This window comes from Pseudonocardia ailaonensis (genome assembly GCF_039531635.1).
Lineage (GTDB): Bacteria > Actinomycetota > Actinomycetes > Mycobacteriales > Pseudonocardiaceae > Pseudonocardia > Pseudonocardia ailaonensis.
The window spans coordinates 452,596-472,002 of record NZ_BAAAQK010000005.1 but is presented as its reverse complement, the minus strand read 5'-3'; the positions used below and the strand labels follow the sequence as shown (position 1 = coordinate 472,002).

The window sequence follows — 19,407 nt, the reverse complement described above, 5'->3', positions numbered from 1 at the left end:
CGCCCGCACCCGCCACGAGGAGGGAATGGCCCACACCGGATGGTTGTTCGTTCAATCATGAAGAACATCGGGTTCCTCTCGTTCGGGCACTGGGCGGACTCCCCGCACTCGCGGGTGAGGTCCGCGAAGGACGCCCTGCTGCAGTCGATCGACCTCGCCGTGGCCGCCGAGGAGGTGGGCGCGAACGGCGCCTACTACCGCGTGCACCACTTCGCACAGCAGCTCGCCTCGCCGTTCCCGCTGCTCGCGGCGGCCGGCGCGCGCACCAGCACGATCGAGCTGGGCACGGCCGTGATCGACATGCGGTACGAGAACCCGCTCTACATGGCGGAGGACGCGGGCGCGGCGGACCTGATCTCCGGCGGCAGGCTCCAGCTCGGCATCAGCCGGGGCAGCCCCGAGCAGGTCATCGACGGCTACCGCTACTTCGGCCACGAGCCGCCGGAGGGGTCCACGGACGCCGACATGGCCCGCGACCACACCCGCGCGTTCCTGGACGTGCTCCGGGGCGAGGGCTTCGCCGAGCCCAACCCGCGCCCGATGTTCCCGAACCCGCCCGGCCTGCTGCGCGTCGAACCGCACTCCGCCGGCCTGCGGGACCGCATCTGGTGGGGCGCCTCCACCCGCGCGACGGCGGAGTGGGCGGCCCGGCAGGGCATGAACCTGCAGAGCTCCACGCTGCTCCTCGAGGACACGGGTGTGCCGTTCCACCAGATCCAGGCCGAGCAGATCCAGAAGTACCGCGACGCGTGGAAGGCGGCCGGGCACGAGCGGGAGCCGCGGGTCTCGGTGAGCCGCAGCATCTTCCCGATCGTCACCGACCTCGACAAGGAGCTGTTCTGGCGGGAGCGTCACAGCACCGACCAGGTCGGCCACCTCGACGGCGGCAACGCCCGCTTCGGGAAGACCTACGCCGGCGAGCCCGACAAGCTGATCGCGGAGCTGGCGGAGGACGAGGCCATCGCCGCCGCCGACACCCTGCTCCTGACCGTCCCCAACCAGCTGGGCGTGGACTACAACGCCCACGTGATCGAGAGCGTGATCACCCACCTGGCCCCGGAGCTGGGCTGGCGCTGATCCGCGATCCGGTGCGCTGAGGCAGGCGCGACCTGCCTCAGCGCACCGAGACACCGATCGTGGGGCTGCCCGTTCGGTGTTCGGTCGGTACCCAACACCGGACGCGTCCTGCGGCGGCCCCGGTGATCGCCGTTCGAGTGCACACCCGCCCCGACGGGCCGCACCCGCGTCGCCCGGCTCATGAGTGAGCTGGACACCGCACTCCGGGACTGATCGCGCGCGGTGAAATCAGCACCAGCGCTGTCCGATCATGGTTCGAGAGCGCTGGTGCTCATTCGACGAGGCGCCGCGAACAACGGCGATGCGAGCGGCCGTACCGGGCCGATACGACGAGCATCGTCGTCACAGGGTCAGACGTTGAAGCGGAACTCCACCACGTCCCCGTCCGCCATCACGTAGTCCTTGCCCTCCATGCGGACCTTGCCCGCGGCCTTGGCGGCGGCCATGGTGCCCGCTTCGACGAGGTCGTCGTAGGACACGATCTCGGCCTTGATGAAGCCCCGCTCGAAGTCCGTGTGGATCACCCCGGCGGCCTGGGGGGCGGTGTCGCCCCGGTGGATCGTCCAGGCCCGGGCCTCCTTGGGGCCGGCGGTGAGGTAGGTCTGCAGGCCCAGGGTGCGGAAGCCCGCGCGGGCGAGGGAGTAGAGGCCCGGCTCGGGCTGGCCGATCGACTCCAGCAGCTCGCGGGCGGACTCCTCGTCCAGCTCCAGCAGCTCCGACTCGACCTTGGCGTCGAGGAAGACCGCCTCGGCGGGCGCGACCAGGTCCGCGAGCTCCTTGCGCTTCACGGAGTCCGTCAGCACGCCCTCGTCCGCGTTGAACACGTAGAGGAAGGGCTTGGTGGTCAGCAGGGTGAGCTCGCGGAGCGGCTCGGGGTCGACCTTCGCCGCGAACAGCGTCTTTCCGGAGTTCAGGATCTCGACCGCGGCCTCGGCGGCCTCCAGGACAACGCGGCGGTCCTTCTGCATCCGCGCCTCCTTGGTGAGGCGCGGCACCGCCTTCTCCAGCGTCTGGAGGTCGGCGAGGATCAGTTCCGTCGAGATCGTCTCGATGTCCGAGGCCGGGTCGACGCGCCCGTCGACGTGCACCACGTCGTCGTCGGTGAACACGCGGACGACCTGGCAGATCGCGTCCGACTCCCGGATGTTGGCGAGGAACTTGTTGCCCAGGCCCGCGCCCTCGGAGGCGCCCTTCACGATCCCGGCGATGTCGACGAACGACACCACGGCCGGCACGATCTTGGCCGACGAGTGGATCTCGGCCAGCGTGTCCAGGCGCGCGTCCGGCAGCGGCACCACACCGACGTTGGGCTCGATCGTGGCGAACGGGTAGTTCGCGGCGAGCACGTCGTTGCGCGTCAGGGCGTTGAACAGGGTCGACTTGCCGACGTTGGGCAGCCCGACGATGCCGAGGGTGAGGGACACGAAAGACCAGGGTAGGGGACGGCAGCCGCGGAGCCCGCGGGGTGGTCAGCACAGTCGCCTGCCTGCGCCGGCTCCGGACCCCTCGTCCCGGAGCCGGCGCAGAGTCCGGAGACCGCGCCCCGACGCACCGCCCGCTCCCCAGCGGCGGTGCGTCGGAGCAGCGGTCAGCCCACGCCGACGGCCGTCCGCTCCCCAGCGACGGCACGTTCGGCGAGGTAGCGCCGCAGCGCCGCGAGAGCGCGGTGCTGCGTCACCCTGACGCTGCCGGGCGTCGACCCCAGCAGCCGGGCGGTCTCGATGGCGGAGAACCCCTCGATCAGGCGCAGGCGCAGCACGTCGCGGTGCCGCTCGGGCAGCCGGCCGAGCAGGCGCGCCAGCATGACCGTCTGCTCCGCGCGGACGGTCAGCTCGTCCGGTGCCGCGGAGCGCGACACCGAGTCCGGGACCCGGTCGGTGAGGTCGATGCGGCTGGCGCGGCTGCGCCGGACCGTGTCGACGATCTTGTTCCGGGCGATGGTGAAGGCCAGGGCGAGGAACGGGCCGGACTCGAGGTTCGCGGTCGGCAGCGCCTTGAGCAGCGCGACCAGCGTGTCCTGGGCGATGTCGTCCGCCGCGGTGGCGTCGCCGGCGCCGGTCGAGAGCCGGTGCCGGCAGTAGCGCAGCACGGGCGGCCGCAGGGCGACCATCAGCCCTTCCAGCGCCCGCTGGTCACCGGCGACGGCGGCGCGCGCGAGCCGGTCGATCCGGGAACTCAGGTTCTCGGCCTCGGTCGTGGCGTGCGCGCCCATGGTCGTCCCCTTCTGACGCCGGTTCGTCCGGCCGTCACGGGAGAAGACTCCCGTGTGGGGGTCCGCGGATACATCAGGCGAGCCACCGGATCGATCGACGTGCTGGTGCGCGGGAGAAAGGCATGGTGGCACCACCCCCTCGCAGGGCCGTTCGGCCCAGCGTCACGACCGAACGGCGCACCTCCTTCTGCCGCTCATCGGACCCAGGGGACGTCGATAGGCCAGGTGAGAGCCGGGACCGCGAAGATCACCGCTGTGGGTGGCACGGGTCACACGCGGCGCCCGGGAGCCACGGACGCCCGTGTCCGAATCCCGCTAGTACAGGTCGGGCCGGGATGGCAGAGTCGCTTCCGTGCTGGACACCGAACGCTGCTACCGCGCCGTGACGAGCCGCGACTCGCGGTTCGACGGCGTCTTCATCACGGCGGTGCGCACGACCGGCATCTACTGCCGACCGTCCTGCCCCGCGACCACTCCGCACCGCCGCAACGTCGAGTTCTTCCCGACCGCGGGCGCCGCGCAACAGCACGGCTACCGCGCCTGCCGCCGGTGCCTGCCCGACGCGGTCCCGGGCTCACCGGAGTGGAACAGCCGCTCCGACCTGGCCGCCCGCGCGATGCGGCTGATCGCCGACGGCGTGGTCGAGCGCACCGGGGTGACCGGCCTCGCGGCGCGGCTCGGCTACTCCGAGCGGCACCTGACCCGGATCGTGACGGCCGAGCTGGGCGCGGGTCCGCTCGCGCTCGCCAGGGCGCACCGGGCCCACACCGCCCGGCTGCTGATCGAGACGACGCCGATGTCCATGGCGGACATCGCCTTCGCCGCCGGTTTCGCGAGCGTGCGGCAGTTCAACGACACCGTCCGCGAGGTCTACGCGGTCACCCCGAGCGTGCTCCGCACGGAGAGCGCGCGGCGCGGCCCGGGACCGGTGGCCGGCACGCTCTCGCTCCGGCTGCCGCACCGCGAGCCGTTCGACGCGGCGGGCCTGCTCGCCCACTTCGCCGGGCGCGCCCTCGACGGCGCGGAGTCGATCACCGACGGCGTGTACTCGCGGACCCTGCGGCTCCCGCACGGTCCGGCGGCGGTGGCCCTGCACCTCGACGGGGCGTCGGCCGGGCACGTGCACGCCGAGCTGCGGCTCACCCAGCCCCGCGATCTCGGGCCCGCCGTCGCCCGGCTGCGCCGGCTGCTGGACCTCGACGCCGACCCGCTCGCCGTGGACGAGGTCCTCGGCGAGGACCCGGCGCTGGCCGCGTCGGTCGCGGCGATCCCGGGGATCCGGCTCCCCGGGGCCGCGGACGGGCTGGAGATCGCCGCCAAGGCTCTGCTGGGCCAGCAGGTCTCCGTGCAGGCGGCGCGCACGACCGGGGCCCGGCTCGTCGCCGAGCTCGGCGAGCCGCTGCCCAAGAACCTCGCCGCCCCGGCCGGGGACGGCCCGGCCCTGCTCTTCCCCACCGCCGAACGGCTGGCGGGAGCCACGATCCCGGGACCGGCCCGGCGGGCCGCGGCCCTGACCGGCCTGGCCGCCGCCGTGGCCGCGGGCGATCTCGTGCTCGACGCCGGGCGCGATCCGGCCGAGCTGCGCGCCGAGCTCGAAGCCCTGCCCGGGGTCGGCCCCTGGACGGCCGGCTACGTGGCGATGCGCCTGCTCGGCGACCCCGACGAACCTCTGGTGTCCGATCTCGCCGTCCGCCGTGGGGCCGCCGCGCTGGGCCTGCCGTCCGATGCGGACGGTCTGGCGCAGCACGCGGGCCGCTGGCGGCCCTGGCGCTCGTACGCCGCGACCCATCTCTGGCGGGCGAGCGCCCCCACCCTCAGGAGCACGCCATGAGCAGCTACACGACCCTGGACACCGCCGACGGCCCCTTCACCCTCGTTCGCGACAGCGACGGAGCGGTGCTCGCATCGGGCTGGACCACCGACCTCGGTGACCTGGTTCCCCTGGTGCACAGCTCGATCCGGCCGTCCACCGTGGAGGAGGGCGACGGCGGGGCGGCGGCGGAGGCCGTGCGCGCCTACTACGGAGGCGACCTCGGCGCGATCGACGCGGTGCCCGTGCGGCAGCGCTCCGGGGAGTTCCTGGAGCACGCCTGGGAGGTGCTGCGCGCCGTCCCCGCCGGTGTCCCGGTGACCTACACCGAGTACGCGACGAAGGCGGGCCGGCCGGTGGCCGTGCGGGCGGCGGCCTCGGCCTGCGCCCGCAACGCGGCGGCGCTGTTCGTCCCGTGCCACCGGGTCCTGCGCCTCGACGGGAGCCTCGGCGGCTTCCGCTGGGGGCTGCCCGTCAAGAAGTCCTTGCTGGCCAGGGAGTCCGCCTGAGGTCGTGAGTGCGGATGGTCGCCATGGCGACCATCCGCACTCACGGCTACGGAGGCCGGGGTACGGTCCCGATCGTGAGGTACGTCGTGTACGGGGCCGGGGCTGTCGGAGGCTCGATCGGCGGGAGGCTGGCCCGAGCGGGCCACGACGTCACGCTCGTCGCCCGCGGCGACCACCTGGCCCGCATCCGGGAGGTCGGGCTGACGCTCGACACCGCCGACGGTGTCCACACCATCCCCACCCCGGCTGTGGACGGAGCGGCCGCCGTGGACTGGAGCGGCGATCCCGTCGTCCTGCTCGCCGTGAAGTCCCAGCAGACCGAGGCGGCGCTGGAGGATCTCGTCGCCCACGCTCCCGGGGTGCCGGTCGTCTGCGCCCAGAACGGCGTGGCCAACGAGCGGGCGGCGTTGCGCCGGTTCCCGCACGTCCACGGGCTGAACGTGCTCCTCCCGGCCTCGTTCCTCGAGCCGGGGCGGATCGTGGAACGCTGCGGCCCGCTCCCCGGCGTGCTCGACCTGGGCCGCTACCCGGCCGGCACCGACGACGTGGACAACGCGGTGGCCGCCGACCTGCGCTCCTCCGGGTACGAGGCGGCCGCCCAGCCGGACATCATGGCCCGTAAGTACCGCAAGCTGCTGATGAACATGCACAACGCCGTGGACGCGTTGTGCGGCGTGGGCAGCCCGGAGGCCGCCGAGCTGACCGCCCGGGCCCGGGCCGAGGGCGGGGCGGTGCTGGCCGCCGCGGGTGTCGCGGTGGCAGGGCCGGACGCCCGCGACGGCCTGATCCACATGCGCGAGGGCACGCCCTCCGGGGGCTCGACCTGGCAGAGCCTCGTCCGGGGCCAGAGCTCCGAGATCGACTATTTGGCCGGCGAGATCGTCCTGACCGCCCGGCTGCACGGCGTCCCGGCCCCGGTGAACACCCTGCTGCAGCGGCGGGTGCACGCGCTGGCGGCGTCCGGTGCGGGCCCGCGGAGCGTGGCGGCGGCCGAGCTGCTGGCCGAACTGGACACTCCCTAGAAGCGTCGGTTCCCGAAATTGTCGGTGCCCCGGTGCACCCTGGGCGCGTGGATCTCTCGAACGCGTTTCCGCTCCTGCTCGCGGGCCTGCTCCTCGGGCTGGCGATCGGCGCCGGCCTGGCGTGGTTGCTGGCCGGGGCGCGGCAGCGGGTGGCGGCCGCGGAGGCCGCCCGCGCCACGGCCCAGGCCTCGGCGGGCGGGCGCGCGGAGGCCGCCGGGCTGCGGGCCGAGCGCACGGGCCTGCTGGAGCGCATCGAGGAGCTGCACGACGAGGTACGCGAGGCCACCGAGCGGCTGCGCCGGGCCGACTCCGAGGTGGCCGCCACCCGCGCCGCGCTGCACAGCGAGCGCGAGGGCGCGCTCGACCGGGAACGGATGCTCGCGGCCCGGGACTCCGAGCTCCGCGAGAGCTTCAAGGCGCTGTCGGCGGAGGCCCTGTCCCGCAACAACGAGCAGTTCGTCAGCCTCGCCGAGGGCCGGATCCGCGAGGCCGCCGCGGCGCTGCACGCCAAGGCCGAGACGGACGAGACGGCGCGGGCCACCGCGATCGGCAAGCTGCTGGACCCGATGGCCGCCACGCTGCAGCGGGTCGAGGGCCAGCTGCGCACCGTCGAGCGCGAGCGGGAGTCCGCCTACGCGGGGCTGGTCGAGCAGGTCAAGGCCATGGCGCAGAACTCCGACCGGCTGCGCAACGAGACCCGCCAGCTCGTCACCGCACTGCGGGCGCCGCAGGTGCGCGGGCGCTGGGGCGAGCTGCAGCTCGAGCGGATCGTGCAGCTCGCGGGCATGGTCGAGCACTGCGACTTCTCCACCCAGGTGGTGGGTGAGGGCACCGCCGAGGGCCAGGGCGGGGTGCGGCCGGACATGGTCGTGCACCTCTCGGGCGGCAAGCAGGTCGTGGTCGACGCGAAGGTCCCGTTCGCGGCGTACCTCGAGGCCGTCGAGACCGAGGACGCGACGATCCACACCGAACGCCTCGCGGCCCACGCCCGGCAGCTCCGCACCCATGTGGACCAGCTGTCGGGCAAGGCGTACTGGCAGTCGTTCGAGCCGACGCCGGAGTTCGTCGTGCTGTTCGTCCCGGGGGACCCGTTCCTCGAGGCGGCGCTGCGGGCGGACCCGGCGCTGCTGGAACACGCCTTCGCCAAGAACATCGTGATCGCCACGCCCACCACCCTGATCGCGCTGCTGCGCACCGTCGCCTACGGCTGGCGGCAGGAGGCGTTGGCGCGCAACGCCGCACAGGTCCACCAGCTCGGCCGGGAGCTGCACGGGCGGCTCGCGACGATGGGCACGCACGTCGCCAAGCTCGGCCGCAGCCTCGACGGGGCGGTGGAGAGCTACAACCGCGCGGTGTCCTCCCTGGAGGCCCGGGTGCTCGTCACGGCGCGCCGGCTCACCGAGCTGCGGGTGAGCGACGAGGAGCTGGAGGCGCCGAGCCCGGTGGAGCGCACGCCGCGGGCGGTGTCGGCGCCCGAGCTGGTGGCGTCGGCGGGCGAGTCGCTGATCGCCCTGCACGAGCTGGTCCCGCACGACCAGCGGACCGGGTCCCACGACGGTGGCGGCGACGGCGAACACGGAGGTGACGGGCCGCGGGCTACCGTGAACGGGTGACGTCTGACAGCCGGGGATCGAACGGGTGGCCGGTGGCCGAGCGCTCGGCGATCGCGAGTGTGCTCGGCATCCCGCCGCTGGCGGCGATCGGGATCGCGGTGGTGCTCACCGCCCTGGGCACGTTCGTCGACGTGCTGCGGATCGGCACGCTCGGCGTGGTCTTCGGGATCGCCTATCTCGTCGGCTGCCTGCTCGCGGTCGGCTGGGTGCGCCGGCGGAACCTGTTCGGGCCCGTGGTCCAGCCGCCGCTGCTGGTCGTGGTGCTGGTGCCGCTGATCGTGGTGCTCGTGGGCAAGCCGGGCCCGGGGCTCACCGAGACCGTGCTGCTCGTGGGCGCGCCGCTGGTCAACGGCTTCCCCCTGATGGCCGCGGCCACCGGGCTCACCCTGCTCGTCGGGCTGCTGCGGATGATCCTGCAGCGCACCGGCCCGCACGACGCCGTCAGCCGGCTCGGCCGGATCGGCGTCCGCGGCGAGGACGACCTCGACGAGGACGAGCCGGAGGACGAGCCGCCGGTCAGCGGGCGGCGCGGCTCGGGCGCAGCTCGCGGGGCAGGGAGAACGTCAACGTCTCCTCGGCGGTCGTGACCTCCTCGACGGACTCCCAGCCGCGCTCGGCCAGGTAGTCGAGCACGCCGCGGACCAGCACCTCGGGCACCGAGGCACCGCTCGTCACGCCGACCGTGCGCACGCCGTCGAGCCAGCGTTCGTCGATCTCGCGGGCGTAGTCGATGAGATACGAGGCGCCGGCACCGGCGGTGAGGGCGACCTCGACGAGGCGCACCGAGTTCGAGGAGTTCGGCGAGCCCACGACCAGCACGAGATCGCACTGCGGGGCCATCGCCTTGACCGCGACCTGACGGTTCTGCGTGGCGTAGCAGATGTCGTCCGAGGGCGGGTTCTGCAGCGTGGGGACCTGCTCCCGCAGCGCGGTCACCGTCTCCATGGTCTCGTCGACCGACAACGTGGTCTGCGACAGCCACACCACCTTCGACGGGTCCCGCACGGTGACGTTCGCCGCGTCGGCGGCGCTCTCCACCAGCTGGACCCGCGACGGCGCCTCGCCTGCGGTGCCCTCGACCTCCTCGTGCCCCGCGTGCCCGACGAGCAGGATGTCGTAGTCCTCGCGGGCGAACCGCTTGACCTCCTGGTGGACCTTGGTGACCAGCGGGCAGGTGGCGTCGATCGTCGTCAGGGACCGGGCCTTCGCCTCGTCCCGCACGGCCGGGGACACGCCGTGCGCGGAGAACACGACGATGGCGCCCTCGGGCACCTCGTCCGTCTCGTCGACGAACACCGCGCCGCGCTCGCTCAGCGTCTCCACCACGTGCTTGTTGTGGACGATCTGCTTGCGCACGTACACGGGCGCGCCGTGCTGGGACAACGCCTGCTCCACCGCCTCCACCGCGCGGTCCACGCCCGCGCAGTAGCCGCGGGGCTTCGCGACGAGGACGCGCTTGCCTTCCGATCCGGCGGTACAACTCATGCGGCCCAGCGTACGGGCGCCGGATCTCCGGCGCCGTGGGATGTGGGTGAGTCGACCCCGGCGGGTGGGCGGGTGGCGCGCCGGTGGGGGATGATGCGGCCATGAGCCCGCTTCCGCTGCCCGTGCGCATCGCCGCCGGCCTGGCCGCGACCGCCGTCGAGCAGGCCCGCGAGCTGCCGCGGCTGGTCGCCGAGTTCCCCGTCACCGCCGTGAGCCAGGCGCTGCAGGCGTCGATGCGCGTCCAGCAGAAGGTCACCGAGCTGGCCATCAAGGGGGACAAGGCGCTCGGCTCACTCGGCACCCCGCCGGAGAACCCGCCCTGGGCCACCTTCGACGACGACCTGGAGGACGACCTCGGGGGCGGCCCGGTCGACGACGCGGGGAGCGACACGGCGCCGTCCACCAACGGCCATGCCTCCGTCACCTCGATCACGCCGACCACCACCGTCGAGCCGGAGCGGCCGGTGGGCCCCGCCGAGGGGATCGCGGAGGTCGCCGAGCAGACCCTCGGCGCCGAGGCCGACACGCCGCCCGCCGTGCTGCCCGAGTACCCGGGGATGAACCTGCACCAGCTGCGCGGCCGCCTGCGCCGCCTCGACCTGCCCGCCCTGCAGGCGCTGCTGATCTGGGAGACCTCCCACGAGAACCGCCCGCCGTTCGTGACCATGCTGTCGAACCGGATCACCACGGTCTCCGAAGCGTGACAGCGGCGTGAGCGCACCCTCCACGGAGGAGGAGCCGTGGCCGGTCCGCACGGTCACCCGCAAGATCACCGAGTGGATCGACCGGCTGGGCACGGTGTGGATCGAGGGGCAGCTCGCGCAGGTCACCGCCCGGGCCGGCACGGGCACGGCGTTCCTCACCCTGCGCGATCCCGTGGCGAACGTGTCGCTGCAGCTCACCGCCCCGATGGGGCTGGTCGCCGCGCAGCGGGACGTGGTCGCCGAGGGCAACCGGGTGATCGTCCACGGCAAGCCGTCGTTCTTCCCGGGGCGGGGCTCGCTGTCCATCCGGGTGGACCGGATCCGCGCGGTCGGGCTCGGTGAGCTGCTGGCCCGGATCGAGCGGCTGCGCACGCTGCTGGCGGCCGAGGGCCTGTTCGACCGGGCCCGCAAGCGGCGGCTGCCGTTCCTGCCGAACCGGATCGGCCTGGTGACGGGCCGGGCGTCCGCCGCCGAGCACGACGTCGTCAGCAACGCACAGGCCCGCTGGCCCGCGGTGGCGTTCCGGATCGAGAACGTGGCGACGCAGGGCGGCCTGGCCGTGGAACAGATCGTGTCCGCGCTCGAGGTGCTCGACCGCGATCCCGAGGTGGACGTGATCGTGGTGGCCCGGGGCGGTGGCAGCGTCGAGGACCTGCTGCCGTTCTCGGACGAGACGCTGTGCCGGGCCGTCGCGGCCTGTCGCACCCCGGTCGTCTCGGCGATCGGGCACGAGCCGGACACCCCGCTCCTCGACCACGTGGCGGACCTGCGCTGCTCGACGCCGACCGAGGCCGGCCGCCGGATCGTCCCGGACCTGGCCGAGGAGATCGGCCGGATCGGCGGGCTGCGGGACCGGGCCCGCCGCGCCCTGCACGGCTGGGTGGACCGCGAGGCGCGGGCACTCGCCGCGCTGCGGGCCCGCCCGGTGCTCGCGGACCCGTTGCGGGACATGGCGCGCCGCCACGAGGAGCTGGAGCGGCTGCGGGCGTCGACCCGCGCGGCGGTGGACCGCCGGATCGACCGGGAGACCCGCGAGATCGGGCACCTCCGGGCCCGGCTCACCGCACTGGGGCCGCAGGCCACCCTGGACCGCGGCTACGCGATCGTGCAGCGGGTGACCGGCGACCCGGTGCTCCCGGTGCTGCGGGCCGCGGGCGACGTCGGGCCCGGTGACCGCGTGCGGATCCGGGTCGCCGAGGGCGTCGTGACCGCGGCGGTGGAGGATGCTCGCGATGAGTGAGACGCCGGTGGACGGTCTGGGGTACGAGCAGGCCCGCGACGAGCTGGTCGAGGTCGTGCGCGCCCTGGAGGCCGGCGGCCTCGGGCTGGACGAGTCCGTGGCGCTGTGGGAACGCGGCGAGGCTCTCGCCAAGCGCTGCGAGCAGGCCCTGGCCGGGGCCCGCGAGCGAGTCGAGAAGGCCCTGGCCGACGCGGACGAGTGACCCCGCCGACGGTGGCCCCTCAGACGCTCTCTAGTTCTGTCCACCGCCGGCGGGGAGCAGGCGGCCGTTCACCGTCGCCTGTGCCAGCGCCGTGAAGTCCGCGTCGCTCCCGCTGCCCGTGATCAGCCAGCGCTGCCCCTCCGGGGACGTGGTCACGCGGAAGGGCTCGCCGCCGGGCGCCTGGTAGGTCACCCACTGCAGCCCGGCCGCCGCGATCACGCCCGTGCCGGCGAGCTGCCCGCCGTTCTCCGTGGCGACGACGTTCTCCTCGGTGGCATCGCTCTGCACGAGCCGCAGGTAGCGGCCCTGCGGGGTGAGGTAGCCGACCCGCACCGCCGTGCCGCCGCCCGCCACCGGGCCACGGTCGGTGGAGTTGCTCTTCCACCCCTCGGGCACCGCCGGGACCCGCAGCGGGAACCGGGACGCCTGCGCGAACTCGGCGAGCCTGGCCGGGGCGTCGACGGTCGGGGCGGACGAGACGTCGACCGAGGGGCCGCCCGGGGAGAACGAGCAGGACTTCATCCCCCCGGCCACCGCGACGATCAGCAGCAGCACGACCATCGCGCCGATCATGTCCCGTGCGCGGAACGCCAGCCGGTTCGGCCGCGGCGGGGGCGGCGCGGGATCGAAGGGACGCGGGGCGGACCGGGCCTCCTGCTCCGCTCCGGACCCGGGCCCGGGCGGCGTCCCCCCGGCCGGCTCGGCCTCCGGCGGGCGGGGGTCTGCCTGCGTCGGGCGTTCGGGCGTGCTGCTCACCCCGCCATCGTCCCCCACACATGGCGTCCGTCGCTTGTCACCCCGTAGGGGCGCCGGTTCTGCGAGGATCGAGGTCAAAGCCCCTGCCCCGGTGTGCGGTGGGGCCGCGAACTCGTGACAGGACGCGACGAGCCGAGGAGGCCCAATGCCCGGACCCACCCCAGAGCGACGCCGAGAGGCCCCCGACCGCAACCTCGCCATGGAGCTGGTGCGGGTCACCGAGGCGGCCGCGATGGCGGCCGGGCGCTGGGTCGGGCGCGGTGACAAGAACGGCGGTGACGGCGCGGCGGTCGACGCGATGCGCCAGCTCATCGGCACCGTGTCCATGCGCGGCGTGGTCGTGATCGGCGAGGGCGAGAAGGACGAGGCGCCCATGCTGTTCAACGGCGAGCAGGTGGGCAACGGCGAGGGCCCCTGGTGCGACGTGGCCGTGGACCCGATCGACGGCACCACGCTGATGGCCAAGGGCATGCCGAACGCGCTGGCCGTGCTGGCGGTGGCCGAGCGGGACGCGATGTTCGACCCGTCGGCCGTGTTCTACATGGAGAAGATCGCCGTCGGGCCGGACGCCGCCGGCTCGATCGACATCACCAAGCCCGTGGGCGAGAACGTCCGCGCGGTGGCGAAGGCCAAGGAGATCGACGTCCGGGACGTCACCGTCACGATCCTCGACCGGCCGCGCCACGAGCAGATCATCGCGGACGTGCGCGCCACCGGCGCCCGGATCCGCTTCATCTCCGACGGCGACGTGGCCGGCGCCATCGCCGCCGCCCGCCCGGCCACCGGGGTCGACATGCTCATCGGGATCGGCGGCACCCCGGAGGGGATCATCGCGGCCGCCGCGCTCAAGTGCGCGGGCGGCGAGATCCAGGGCCGGCTGTGGCCGAAGGACGACGAGGAGCGCGCCAGGGCGATCGCCGCGGGACACGACCTCGACCACGTGCTCACCACGAACGAGCTGGTCAAGGGCGAGAACGTGTTCTTCTGCGCCACCGGCGTGACGGACGGGGACCTGCTGCGCGGCGTGCACTACCGCGCCGGCGGGTGTACCACCCAGTCCATCGTGATGCGCTCGAAGTCCGGCACGGTCCGGCTGATCGACGGGTACCACCGGCTCACCAAGCTGCGCGAGTACGCGTCCATCGACTTCGACCCGCCGGTCGCGGAGGGCGGCGACGAGGCTTTCCCGCTCCCCTGACAGACGCCTCCCCGACAGCGGGGAGTAAGCGTTCGTGATCGGATCGTGAGCACGGCGGTCTGGTCAGCCGCGCCGGCGAACCGGATGATCGTCGGATCCGGATCCTTTCCGGACGGGGCGACAGCCGGGGGGCGACGTGCGGGGCTCACGGACGGCGACGGTGGCCGCGGCGGTCGCGGTGGTCGCGGCGCTGATCGGCGGCGGGGTCGCCGTGGCGGCCACCCGGGGCGCCGCCCCTGTGGTGGTGGCTCCCGCAGCACAGCCCGCGATCGTCCCGGCCGCGGCCGGCACCCGCGCGGTCCCGGCCCTGACCGGGGTGAACCCGGTGCTGGCCGGCCTCGGCGGGTCCGTCGCGGTGGCGGCGCGCGCGGCCCAGAACGCGCCGGTCACGGGTACGCCGTGCCGGCGGACCGCCCGCGCGTGCATCGACCTGTCGGCCAACCAGGCCTGGCTGATCCGCGGCGGCGTCGTCGAGTACGGGCCGGTCCCGATCACCCACGGCCGCCCGGGCCACCTCACCCCGCCCGGCACGTTCCGCGTGACGTTCAAGGACATCGACCACCTGAGCCGCGAGTTCGATCTCGCGCCGATGCCCTACTCGGTGTTCTTCAACGGCGGCATCGCCTTCCACCAGGGGAGCCTGAGCGTGCTCTCGCACGGCTGCATCCACCTGTCGACGGCGGCGGCCAGGACGTTCTTCGCGGGGCTCTCGCCGGGCGACGTGGTGCAGGTCGCGCCCTGAACGGGGTCCCGGTGCGGGGCCGTGCCCTGCCCCGCACCGGACGAGACACCCAGAGGGTGTCACCCTGATTGCCGCCCCTCCGCGGCTCACCTGACATCGTGCTCCACCGGGCGTGGCGCGGCATCGACAACTTTGCGTATCCGACGTTCGGCCGAACGGGTCCCCCTGATCGGCACAGCTCACCCGATCAGGTGGCCGCACCGGATTCTCAGGCGGCGACCAGCCCCAGTCGCTGGGCGGCCAGCACCGCGGTCAGCCGGTCCGTGACGCCGAGCTTGGCGTAGCAGCGCTCGAGGTGCTTGTGCACCGTCCGCTCGGCGATCCCGAGCCGGCGGGCGATCGCACCGGCGGTGTGGCCCTCGGCCAGCAGCCCGAGCACCCCCCGTTCCCGTGGGGTGAGCTCGGCGGACGTGGCCACCCGCTCGGCGTCGCGGCTGCCGCCCCGCCGGGCCGCCGCGTAGGCACGGCACTGGCGGTCGAGCCCGTCGAGCAGCCGCCAGATCCGTCCGGCCAGCGCCATCTCCGCGGCGCCGTACACCTCCCGCCGCGCCACGACGACGGTCCGCGGCGTGGGGCCCGGTCCGATCGGGAAGGCCAGCTGCTGCCCGGTCGCGTTCTCCCGCAGCAGGGCGGCGCCGTCGTACCGGCGCAGGGCGTGGACGGTGGCGGAACCGGAGGGCGGGGCAGCCGGCAGGGTCGTCACGCGCGGGCCGTCGAACGTGCGGCGGAGCATTTCCGACACCCGCTCGACCGGCAGTTCCGTGATCGGCTCGCGCAGGATGTCCGCGACGAACTCCAGCCAGTCCCCGTCCTCGTTCCCGGTCATCGCTCGCGCACCCTCCTCGTCGCGTGACTGCTCGACTGCGAGAGGCGGCCGTGGACACTCTGCGTACATCGACGGGGGAAACCCACCTTGCGGCCCAATCCGAGTCGCTCGGAGGGTGTAATCCGACTCATCGGGACGAGCGGTTAGGACACCCTCAGTAGGAGGATGGGGTCATGGTCGACGACACCGCGCAGTTCCGCATCGAGCACGACACCATGGGCGAGGTCCGCGTCCCCGCGGACGCCCTCTACCGCGCGCAGACCCAGCGGGCCGTGGAGAACTTCCCGATCTCCGGCCGCGGCCTCGAGCGCGCCCAGATCCGCGCGCTCGGCCTGGTCAAGGGCGCCGCCGCCCGCGTCAACGGCCGGATCGGCGTGCTCGACGAGAAGCTCGCCGGCGCGATCGCCGAGGCCGCGGACGAGGTGGCCGCCGGGCGGCACGACGCCCACTTCCCCGTCGACGTGTTCCAGACCGGCTCGGGCACCTCGTCGAACATGAACGCCAACGAGGTCATCGCCACCCTGGCCACCCGCGCGTCCGGCACCGAGGTGCACCCGAACGACCACGTCAACGCCTCGCAGAGCTCCAACGACGTCTTCCCCACGACCATCCACCTGGCCGCCACCGAGGCGCTGGCCACGGACGTCGTGCCCGCGCTGCAGCATCTCGCGCGTGGGCTGCGGGCACGGGCCGCGGACTGGGCGGACGTCGTCAAGGCCGGCCGCACCCACCTGATGGACGCCGTGCCGATCACCCTGGGCCAGGAGGCCGGTGGCTGGGCGACCCAGGTCGAGTACGGCGCCGCCCGCGTCACGGACGTGCTGCCCCGCCTCGGTCAGCTGCCCATCGGCGGCACCGCCGTCGGCACCGGGCTCAACGCCCCTTCCGGGTTCGGCGCTGCGGTCGTCGACGAGCTGCGGACGGCCACCGGGCTCGACGCGCTCTCCGAGGCCGCGGACCACATCGAGGCCCAGGGCGCGCGGGACGGGCTGGTGGAGGCCTCGGGCGCGCTGCGCACCGTCGCCGTGTCCCTCTACAAGATCGCCAACGACCTGCGCTGGCTCTCCTCCGGCCCGCGCACCGGCCTGGCCGAGATCCACCTGCCCGACCTGCAGCCCGGCTCGTCGATCATGCCGGGCAAGGTCAACCCGGTGATCTGCGAGGCCACCATGATGGTCGCGGCGCAGGTCATCGGCAACGACGCGACGGTCGCGTTCTCGGGCTCGCAGGGCAACCTCGAGCTCAACGTGATGATGCCGGTCATGGCGCGCAACGTCCTGGAGTCCGCGCGGCTGCTCGCGAACGTGGCGCGGCTGCTGGCGGACAAGGTCGTCGCGGGCGCCGAGGCGGACCTGGACCGCACCCGCGAGTACGCCGAGTCCTCGCCGAGCATCGTGACGCCGCTCAACTCCTACCTCGGCTACGAGGAGGCCGCCTCGATCGCCAAGCAGGCGCTCAAGGAGCGCCGCACGATCCGCGAGGTCGTGCTGGAGCGCGGGCACGTCGAGAACGGCAGGCTGACGCTCGATCAGCTCGACACCGCGCTCGACGTGCTCCGCATGGCGCGCGGCGGGCGGTAGCCCCTCAGACCAGGCCCGACGCCTGCGCGCGCAGGACCGCCGACAGCCGGTCGGTGACGCCGAGCTTGAGGTAGCAGCGCTCCAGGTGCTTCTGCACCGTCCGCGGCGAGATCCCGAGGCGGCGCGCGATCGTGGTCGCCGTGAGCCCCTGGGCGAGCAGCCCGAGCACGGCCCGCTCGCGCGGGGTCAACGCGATCTCCCCGGTGCGCGGCCCCGGCTCGCCGCTCACCGCCGCGAGCGCCTCGACCTGACGTTCCAGCCCGGCGAGGAGCTGCCAGAGGCGCCGGGCGAAGGCCAGCTCGGCCGGCGACCACCGCTCGGGGCGGCCGATCACGAAGGAGCGGCTGAGCCCGGGCGTGGCGCGCAGCGGCAGCGCGAGCTGGTCGGGGGCCGAGCAGGCCTCGGCGAGCTCGCGACCGCCGTCGGCCTCCCAGCGGTCGAGCAGCTCCGCGGGTGCGTCGGCGATCTGCCGCGGCACCCACAGCCCGCTCGCGAGGTACCAGCGCAGCAGCGGATGCTCCTCCGCCGCCTTGTGCCGGCTCCACCGGTCCAGCAGGTCGGCGTGCTCACCCAGACCCTCGTCCACCCAGGTGTGGCGCAGGGGCTCGCCCGGCACGACCTCGCTGTAGCTCACCCCGGCGGCCTCGAAGGTACGGGCGAGCGCCTCGCCGAGGACGTCGATCGGCAGTTCGACCAGCGGCTCGGCCATCAGGGCAGCCACCAGCTCCAGCCACTCCCGCTCAGCGCGCACCCCGTCGCCCCCCTCAGAGCGCGTCCGTCCCTCGTCTCGTGCACCGCCGAAGAAGGACTCGTTCCGGGACCCTCCGGAGTTAGTCGCCCCCCCGCACCCCGTGAGTGGCGATGGTCGCCATGGCGACCATCGCCACTCACGACCGGGAGAAGCGGGCCGCCCAGTCGTGGAGGAGGACGACCAGCTCCGGGGGCGAGCGGACCTCGAACTCGACGCCGCAGCTGCCCAGGGCGAAGGCCGCCCAGTTCAGGTCGTCGGTCGTCAGCCGCATCGCGCAGCGGTCCGGGCCCAGCGGGGTGACGGTGGCCCACCGGTCCATCCAGGACATGCTCCCGGCCGGGGCGTGGATCACGGCGTCGACCTCGTGGGTGGACTGCCAGTGCCGCAGCCCCGCCTTCACGAAGTCCGCGGCGTCGGCCGTCGGGAGCTCCCGCGGCCGGAACCGGGCCCCGGTGCGGTGCGGCGCCGAGAGCCGGTCGAACCGGAAGCTGCGCCAGTCGTGCCGGTCCAGGTCGTAGGCCACCAGGTACCAGCGGCGCCCGAGCGGCACGAGCCGGTGCGGCTCCACGTGCCGTTCCGTGGGCTCGGCGTCCCGCGCCGTGTAGGCGAACTCGAGGCGCTCGGTGTCCCGGCAGGCCTGCGCCACGACGATCAGCGACTCGGGATCCAGCGGCGGGGTTCGCGAGGAGCTCCACCCGGCCGGTTCGGTGACGCTCTGCAGGGCGTCGACGCGCTTGCGCAGCCGCGGCGGCATGACCTGCACGACCTTGGTCAGCGCCCGCAGCGCCGGTTCCTCGATGCCCGCGACCGCGCCCTGGGTCGCCGCCCGCATGCCGACGGCGAGTGCGACGGCCTCCTCGTCGTCGACCACCAGCGGGGGCAGCGCGGCGCCGGCGGCGAGCTGGTAGCCGCCGTCGACGCCCCGGCTCGCCTCGACCGGGTAGCCCAGCTCGCGGAGCCGGTCGACGTCGCGGCGCAGGGTCCGCGGCGACACCTCGAGCCGCTCCGCGAGCTCCGGACCGGGCCAGTAGCGGTGGGTCTGGAGCAGCGACAGCAGCCGCAGGGTGCGCGAGCTGGTGTTGGCCATGGCCCCAGTATCGCGGCTAATGCGGCCGGTTCCTGACCGCAAGGCCGAGGGCGTTGAACCCGACCACCCACACCAGCACGACGACGAGCACCGGCGGGCCCGCCTCACCCGTCAGCACCCGGGTGGCGGCCGCGTAGGGCGTGATCCACTCGCGCACGCCGGACGGCAGGACCGCCCACAGACCGAGCGGGACCACGACATCGGCCACCATCGCCGTCCACACCCGGCGGCAGACCAGCCCGAACGCGGTACCGACGTACTGGCTGACCAGCTGCACGAGCAGCCCGCCGGCGAGCACGTCGAGCCGCCACTGTCCCGCGACCAGCGCACAGGCCAGGCCCGTGACCAGGCCCGCGACCAGCGCGATCACCCCGGCCGCGAGCAACCGCGGCCGCTCCTGCACGAGCAGGATGCCGGTGAAGGGCACCAGGACCGACACGAGGCCGTGCACCGGGAGGGCGAGCTCGGGCAGGGGCGCCGGGCCGACCAGCACGGCGGCCAGCGGGCCGGTCAGCAGGGTGGCGGCGAGCAGGATCCGGAGAGCGACCATGGGAGCGAGCGTCGCCGGACGGGGCACCGCGCACCGCGGCCGC

Annotated in this window: 20 protein-coding genes; 12 read left to right on the top strand and 8 right to left on the bottom strand. The window is 74.0% G+C overall.

All coding sequences use genetic code 11. From position 1 onward, the window contains the following. Positions 1 to 57: 57 nt before the first annotated feature. Positions 58 to 1,077 carry an LLM class flavin-dependent oxidoreductase gene (locus ABD324_RS10955; protein ID WP_344415181.1) on the top strand — a complete coding sequence of 340 codons (1,020 nt, stop codon included), beginning with the start codon at positions 58 to 60 and terminating at the stop codon, positions 1,075 to 1,077. 350 nt (positions 1,078 to 1,427) lie between these two features. On the opposite strand, the gene ychF is transcribed toward ABD324_RS10955, so the two are convergent. Together ychF and ABD324_RS10945 are read right to left on the bottom strand one after the other, a co-directional pair. After that, positions 1,428 to 2,501 carry a redox-regulated ATPase YchF gene (ychF, locus tag ABD324_RS10950; RefSeq protein WP_344415179.1) on the bottom strand — a complete coding sequence of 358 codons (1,074 nt, stop codon included), beginning with the start codon at positions 2,499 to 2,501 and terminating at the stop codon, positions 1,428 to 1,430. Positions 2,502 to 2,665: 164 nt separating this feature from the next. Beyond that, positions 2,666 to 3,289: a sigma-70 family RNA polymerase sigma factor gene (locus ABD324_RS10945; protein WP_344415177.1), complete on the bottom strand. Its 624-nt coding sequence runs from the start codon at positions 3,287 to 3,289 to the stop codon at positions 2,666 to 2,668. A gap of 352 nt (positions 3,290 to 3,641) precedes the next feature. On the opposite strand from ABD324_RS10945, the gene ABD324_RS10940 reads away from it, so the two are divergent. The 5 genes from ABD324_RS10940 (at position 3,642) to ABD324_RS10920 (ending at position 8,830) form a co-directional block, all read left to right on the top strand. Continuing rightward, on the top strand, positions 3,642 to 5,120 hold the full coding sequence (locus ABD324_RS10940; RefSeq protein WP_344415175.1) for a DNA-3-methyladenine glycosylase 2 family protein: 1,479 nt from the start codon (positions 3,642 to 3,644) through the stop codon (positions 5,118 to 5,120). After that, the gene (locus ABD324_RS10935) at positions 5,117 to 5,608 is read left to right on the top strand and encodes a methylated-DNA--[protein]-cysteine S-methyltransferase (protein WP_344415173.1); all 492 of its coding nucleotides are present in this window, start codon (positions 5,117 to 5,119) and stop codon (positions 5,606 to 5,608) included. Before ABD324_RS10940 ends, ABD324_RS10935 begins: the two co-directional genes overlap by 4 nt. Before the next feature lie 74 nt (positions 5,609 to 5,682). Further along, positions 5,683 to 6,630 carry a ketopantoate reductase family protein gene (locus tag ABD324_RS10930; protein WP_344415171.1) on the top strand — a complete coding sequence of 316 codons (948 nt, stop codon included), beginning with the start codon at positions 5,683 to 5,685 and terminating at the stop codon, positions 6,628 to 6,630. 47 nt (positions 6,631 to 6,677) lie between these two features. Then, positions 6,678 to 8,243 (top strand): DNA recombination protein RmuC, encoded by a 1,566-nt coding sequence (locus tag ABD324_RS10925; RefSeq protein WP_344415169.1) that lies wholly within the window; start codon positions 6,678 to 6,680, stop codon positions 8,241 to 8,243. Continuing rightward, complete coding sequence (locus ABD324_RS10920) at positions 8,240 to 8,830, top strand: DUF6542 domain-containing protein (RefSeq protein WP_344415167.1); 591 nt, start codon at positions 8,240 to 8,242, stop codon at positions 8,828 to 8,830. Before ABD324_RS10925 ends, ABD324_RS10920 begins: the two co-directional genes overlap by 4 nt. Here ABD324_RS10920 and ABD324_RS10915 read toward each other — a convergent pair. Next, a complete protein-coding gene (locus tag ABD324_RS10915; RefSeq protein ID WP_344415165.1) occupies positions 8,760 to 9,728 on the bottom strand; it encodes a 4-hydroxy-3-methylbut-2-enyl diphosphate reductase in 969 nt (322 codons plus the stop codon). The genes ABD324_RS10920 and ABD324_RS10915 overlap by 71 nt on opposite strands. Positions 9,729 to 9,829: 101 nt before the next feature. On the opposite strand from ABD324_RS10915, the gene ABD324_RS10910 reads away from it, so the two are divergent. Genes ABD324_RS10910 through ABD324_RS10900 form a run of 3 tightly spaced genes read left to right on the top strand, consistent with a single transcriptional unit; the run spans position 9,830 to position 11,874 of the window. Continuing rightward, a complete protein-coding gene (locus ABD324_RS10910; protein WP_344415163.1) occupies positions 9,830 to 10,432 on the top strand; it encodes a lipid droplet-associated protein in 603 nt (200 codons plus the stop codon). A gap of 7 nt (positions 10,433 to 10,439) precedes the next feature. Next, positions 10,440 to 11,672, top strand: coding sequence for an exodeoxyribonuclease VII large subunit (xseA, locus tag ABD324_RS10905; RefSeq protein WP_344415161.1), 1,233 nt, complete (start codon positions 10,440 to 10,442; stop codon positions 11,670 to 11,672). Then, complete coding sequence (locus ABD324_RS10900) at positions 11,665 to 11,874, top strand: exodeoxyribonuclease VII small subunit (protein ID WP_344415159.1); 210 nt, start codon at positions 11,665 to 11,667, stop codon at positions 11,872 to 11,874. Before xseA ends, ABD324_RS10900 begins: the two co-directional genes overlap by 8 nt. Before the next feature lie 30 nt (positions 11,875 to 11,904). Here the strand turns inward: ABD324_RS10900 and ABD324_RS10895 are convergent, their stop codons facing one another. After that, the gene (locus tag ABD324_RS10895) at positions 11,905 to 12,630 is read right to left on the bottom strand and encodes a DUF4245 domain-containing protein (protein ID WP_344415157.1); all 726 of its coding nucleotides are present in this window, start codon (positions 12,628 to 12,630) and stop codon (positions 11,905 to 11,907) included. A 145-nt stretch (positions 12,631 to 12,775) separates the two neighbouring features. On the opposite strand from ABD324_RS10895, the gene glpX reads away from it, so the two are divergent. Both glpX and ABD324_RS10885 read left to right on the top strand, forming a co-directional pair. Further along, on the top strand, positions 12,776 to 13,828 hold the full coding sequence (glpX, locus tag ABD324_RS10890) for a class II fructose-bisphosphatase (protein ID WP_344415155.1): 1,053 nt from the start codon (positions 12,776 to 12,778) through the stop codon (positions 13,826 to 13,828). A gap of 160 nt (positions 13,829 to 13,988) precedes the next feature. Further along, on the top strand, positions 13,989 to 14,570 hold the full coding sequence (locus ABD324_RS10885) for a L,D-transpeptidase (protein ID WP_344415153.1): 582 nt from the start codon (positions 13,989 to 13,991) through the stop codon (positions 14,568 to 14,570). Positions 14,571 to 14,778: 208 nt separating this feature from the next. On the opposite strand, the gene ABD324_RS10880 is transcribed toward ABD324_RS10885, so the two are convergent. Continuing rightward, entirely contained in the window at positions 14,779 to 15,396 is a 618-nt protein-coding gene (locus ABD324_RS10880) for a helix-turn-helix transcriptional regulator (RefSeq protein ID WP_344415151.1), read from the bottom strand. Positions 15,397 to 15,569: 173 nt separating this feature from the next. Here ABD324_RS10880 and ABD324_RS10875 point away from each other — a divergent pair, with 173 nt between their 5' ends. Then, complete coding sequence (locus tag ABD324_RS10875) at positions 15,570 to 16,976, top strand: class II fumarate hydratase (protein WP_344415148.1); 1,407 nt, start codon at positions 15,570 to 15,572, stop codon at positions 16,974 to 16,976. Positions 16,977 to 16,980: 4 nt separating this feature from the next. Here ABD324_RS10875 and ABD324_RS10870 read toward each other — a convergent pair whose 3' ends face one another. The 3 genes from ABD324_RS10870 to ABD324_RS10860 form a co-directional block, all read right to left on the bottom strand. Continuing rightward, positions 16,981 to 17,727 (bottom strand): helix-turn-helix transcriptional regulator, encoded by a 747-nt coding sequence (locus tag ABD324_RS10870; protein ID WP_344415146.1) that lies wholly within the window; start codon positions 17,725 to 17,727, stop codon positions 16,981 to 16,983. Positions 17,728 to 17,863: 136 nt separating this feature from the next. Further along, the gene (locus ABD324_RS10865) at positions 17,864 to 18,814 is read right to left on the bottom strand and encodes a helix-turn-helix transcriptional regulator (protein ID WP_344415144.1); all 951 of its coding nucleotides are present in this window, start codon (positions 18,812 to 18,814) and stop codon (positions 17,864 to 17,866) included. Between the two features lie 16 nt (positions 18,815 to 18,830). Next, entirely contained in the window at positions 18,831 to 19,364 is a 534-nt protein-coding gene (locus tag ABD324_RS10860; RefSeq protein ID WP_344415142.1) for a hypothetical protein, read from the bottom strand. Positions 19,365 to 19,407: the final 43 nt, after the last annotated feature.

What these genes read in the sequence shown, in the direction of transcription:
- ABD324_RS10955 (WP_344415181.1), top strand. Translation starts at nt 58, where the DNA reads ATGAAGAACATCGGGTTCCTCTCGTTCGGGCACTGGGCGGACTCCCCG.
- ABD324_RS10945 (WP_344415177.1), bottom strand. Translation starts at nt 3,289, where the DNA reads ATGGGCGCGCACGCCACGACCGAGGCCGAGAACCTGAGTTCCCGGATC.
- ABD324_RS10935 (WP_344415173.1), top strand. Translation starts at nt 5,117, where the DNA reads ATGAGCAGCTACACGACCCTGGACACCGCCGACGGCCCCTTCACCCTC.
- ABD324_RS10915 (WP_344415165.1), bottom strand. Translation starts at nt 9,728, where the DNA reads ATGAGTTGTACCGCCGGATCGGAAGGCAAGCGCGTCCTCGTCGCGAAG.
- ABD324_RS10910 (WP_344415163.1), top strand. Translation starts at nt 9,830, where the DNA reads ATGAGCCCGCTTCCGCTGCCCGTGCGCATCGCCGCCGGCCTGGCCGCG.
- ABD324_RS10900 (WP_344415159.1), top strand. Translation starts at nt 11,665, where the DNA reads ATGAGTGAGACGCCGGTGGACGGTCTGGGGTACGAGCAGGCCCGCGAC.
- glpX (WP_344415155.1), top strand. Translation starts at nt 12,776, where the DNA reads ATGCCCGGACCCACCCCAGAGCGACGCCGAGAGGCCCCCGACCGCAAC.
- ABD324_RS10880 (WP_344415151.1), bottom strand. Translation starts at nt 15,396, where the DNA reads ATGACCGGGAACGAGGACGGGGACTGGCTGGAGTTCGTCGCGGACATC.
- ABD324_RS10875 (WP_344415148.1), top strand. Translation starts at nt 15,570, where the DNA reads ATGGTCGACGACACCGCGCAGTTCCGCATCGAGCACGACACCATGGGC.
- ABD324_RS10865 (WP_344415144.1), bottom strand. Translation starts at nt 18,814, where the DNA reads ATGGCCAACACCAGCTCGCGCACCCTGCGGCTGCTGTCGCTGCTCCAG.
- ABD324_RS10860 (WP_344415142.1), bottom strand. Translation starts at nt 19,364, where the DNA reads ATGGTCGCTCTCCGGATCCTGCTCGCCGCCACCCTGCTGACCGGCCCG.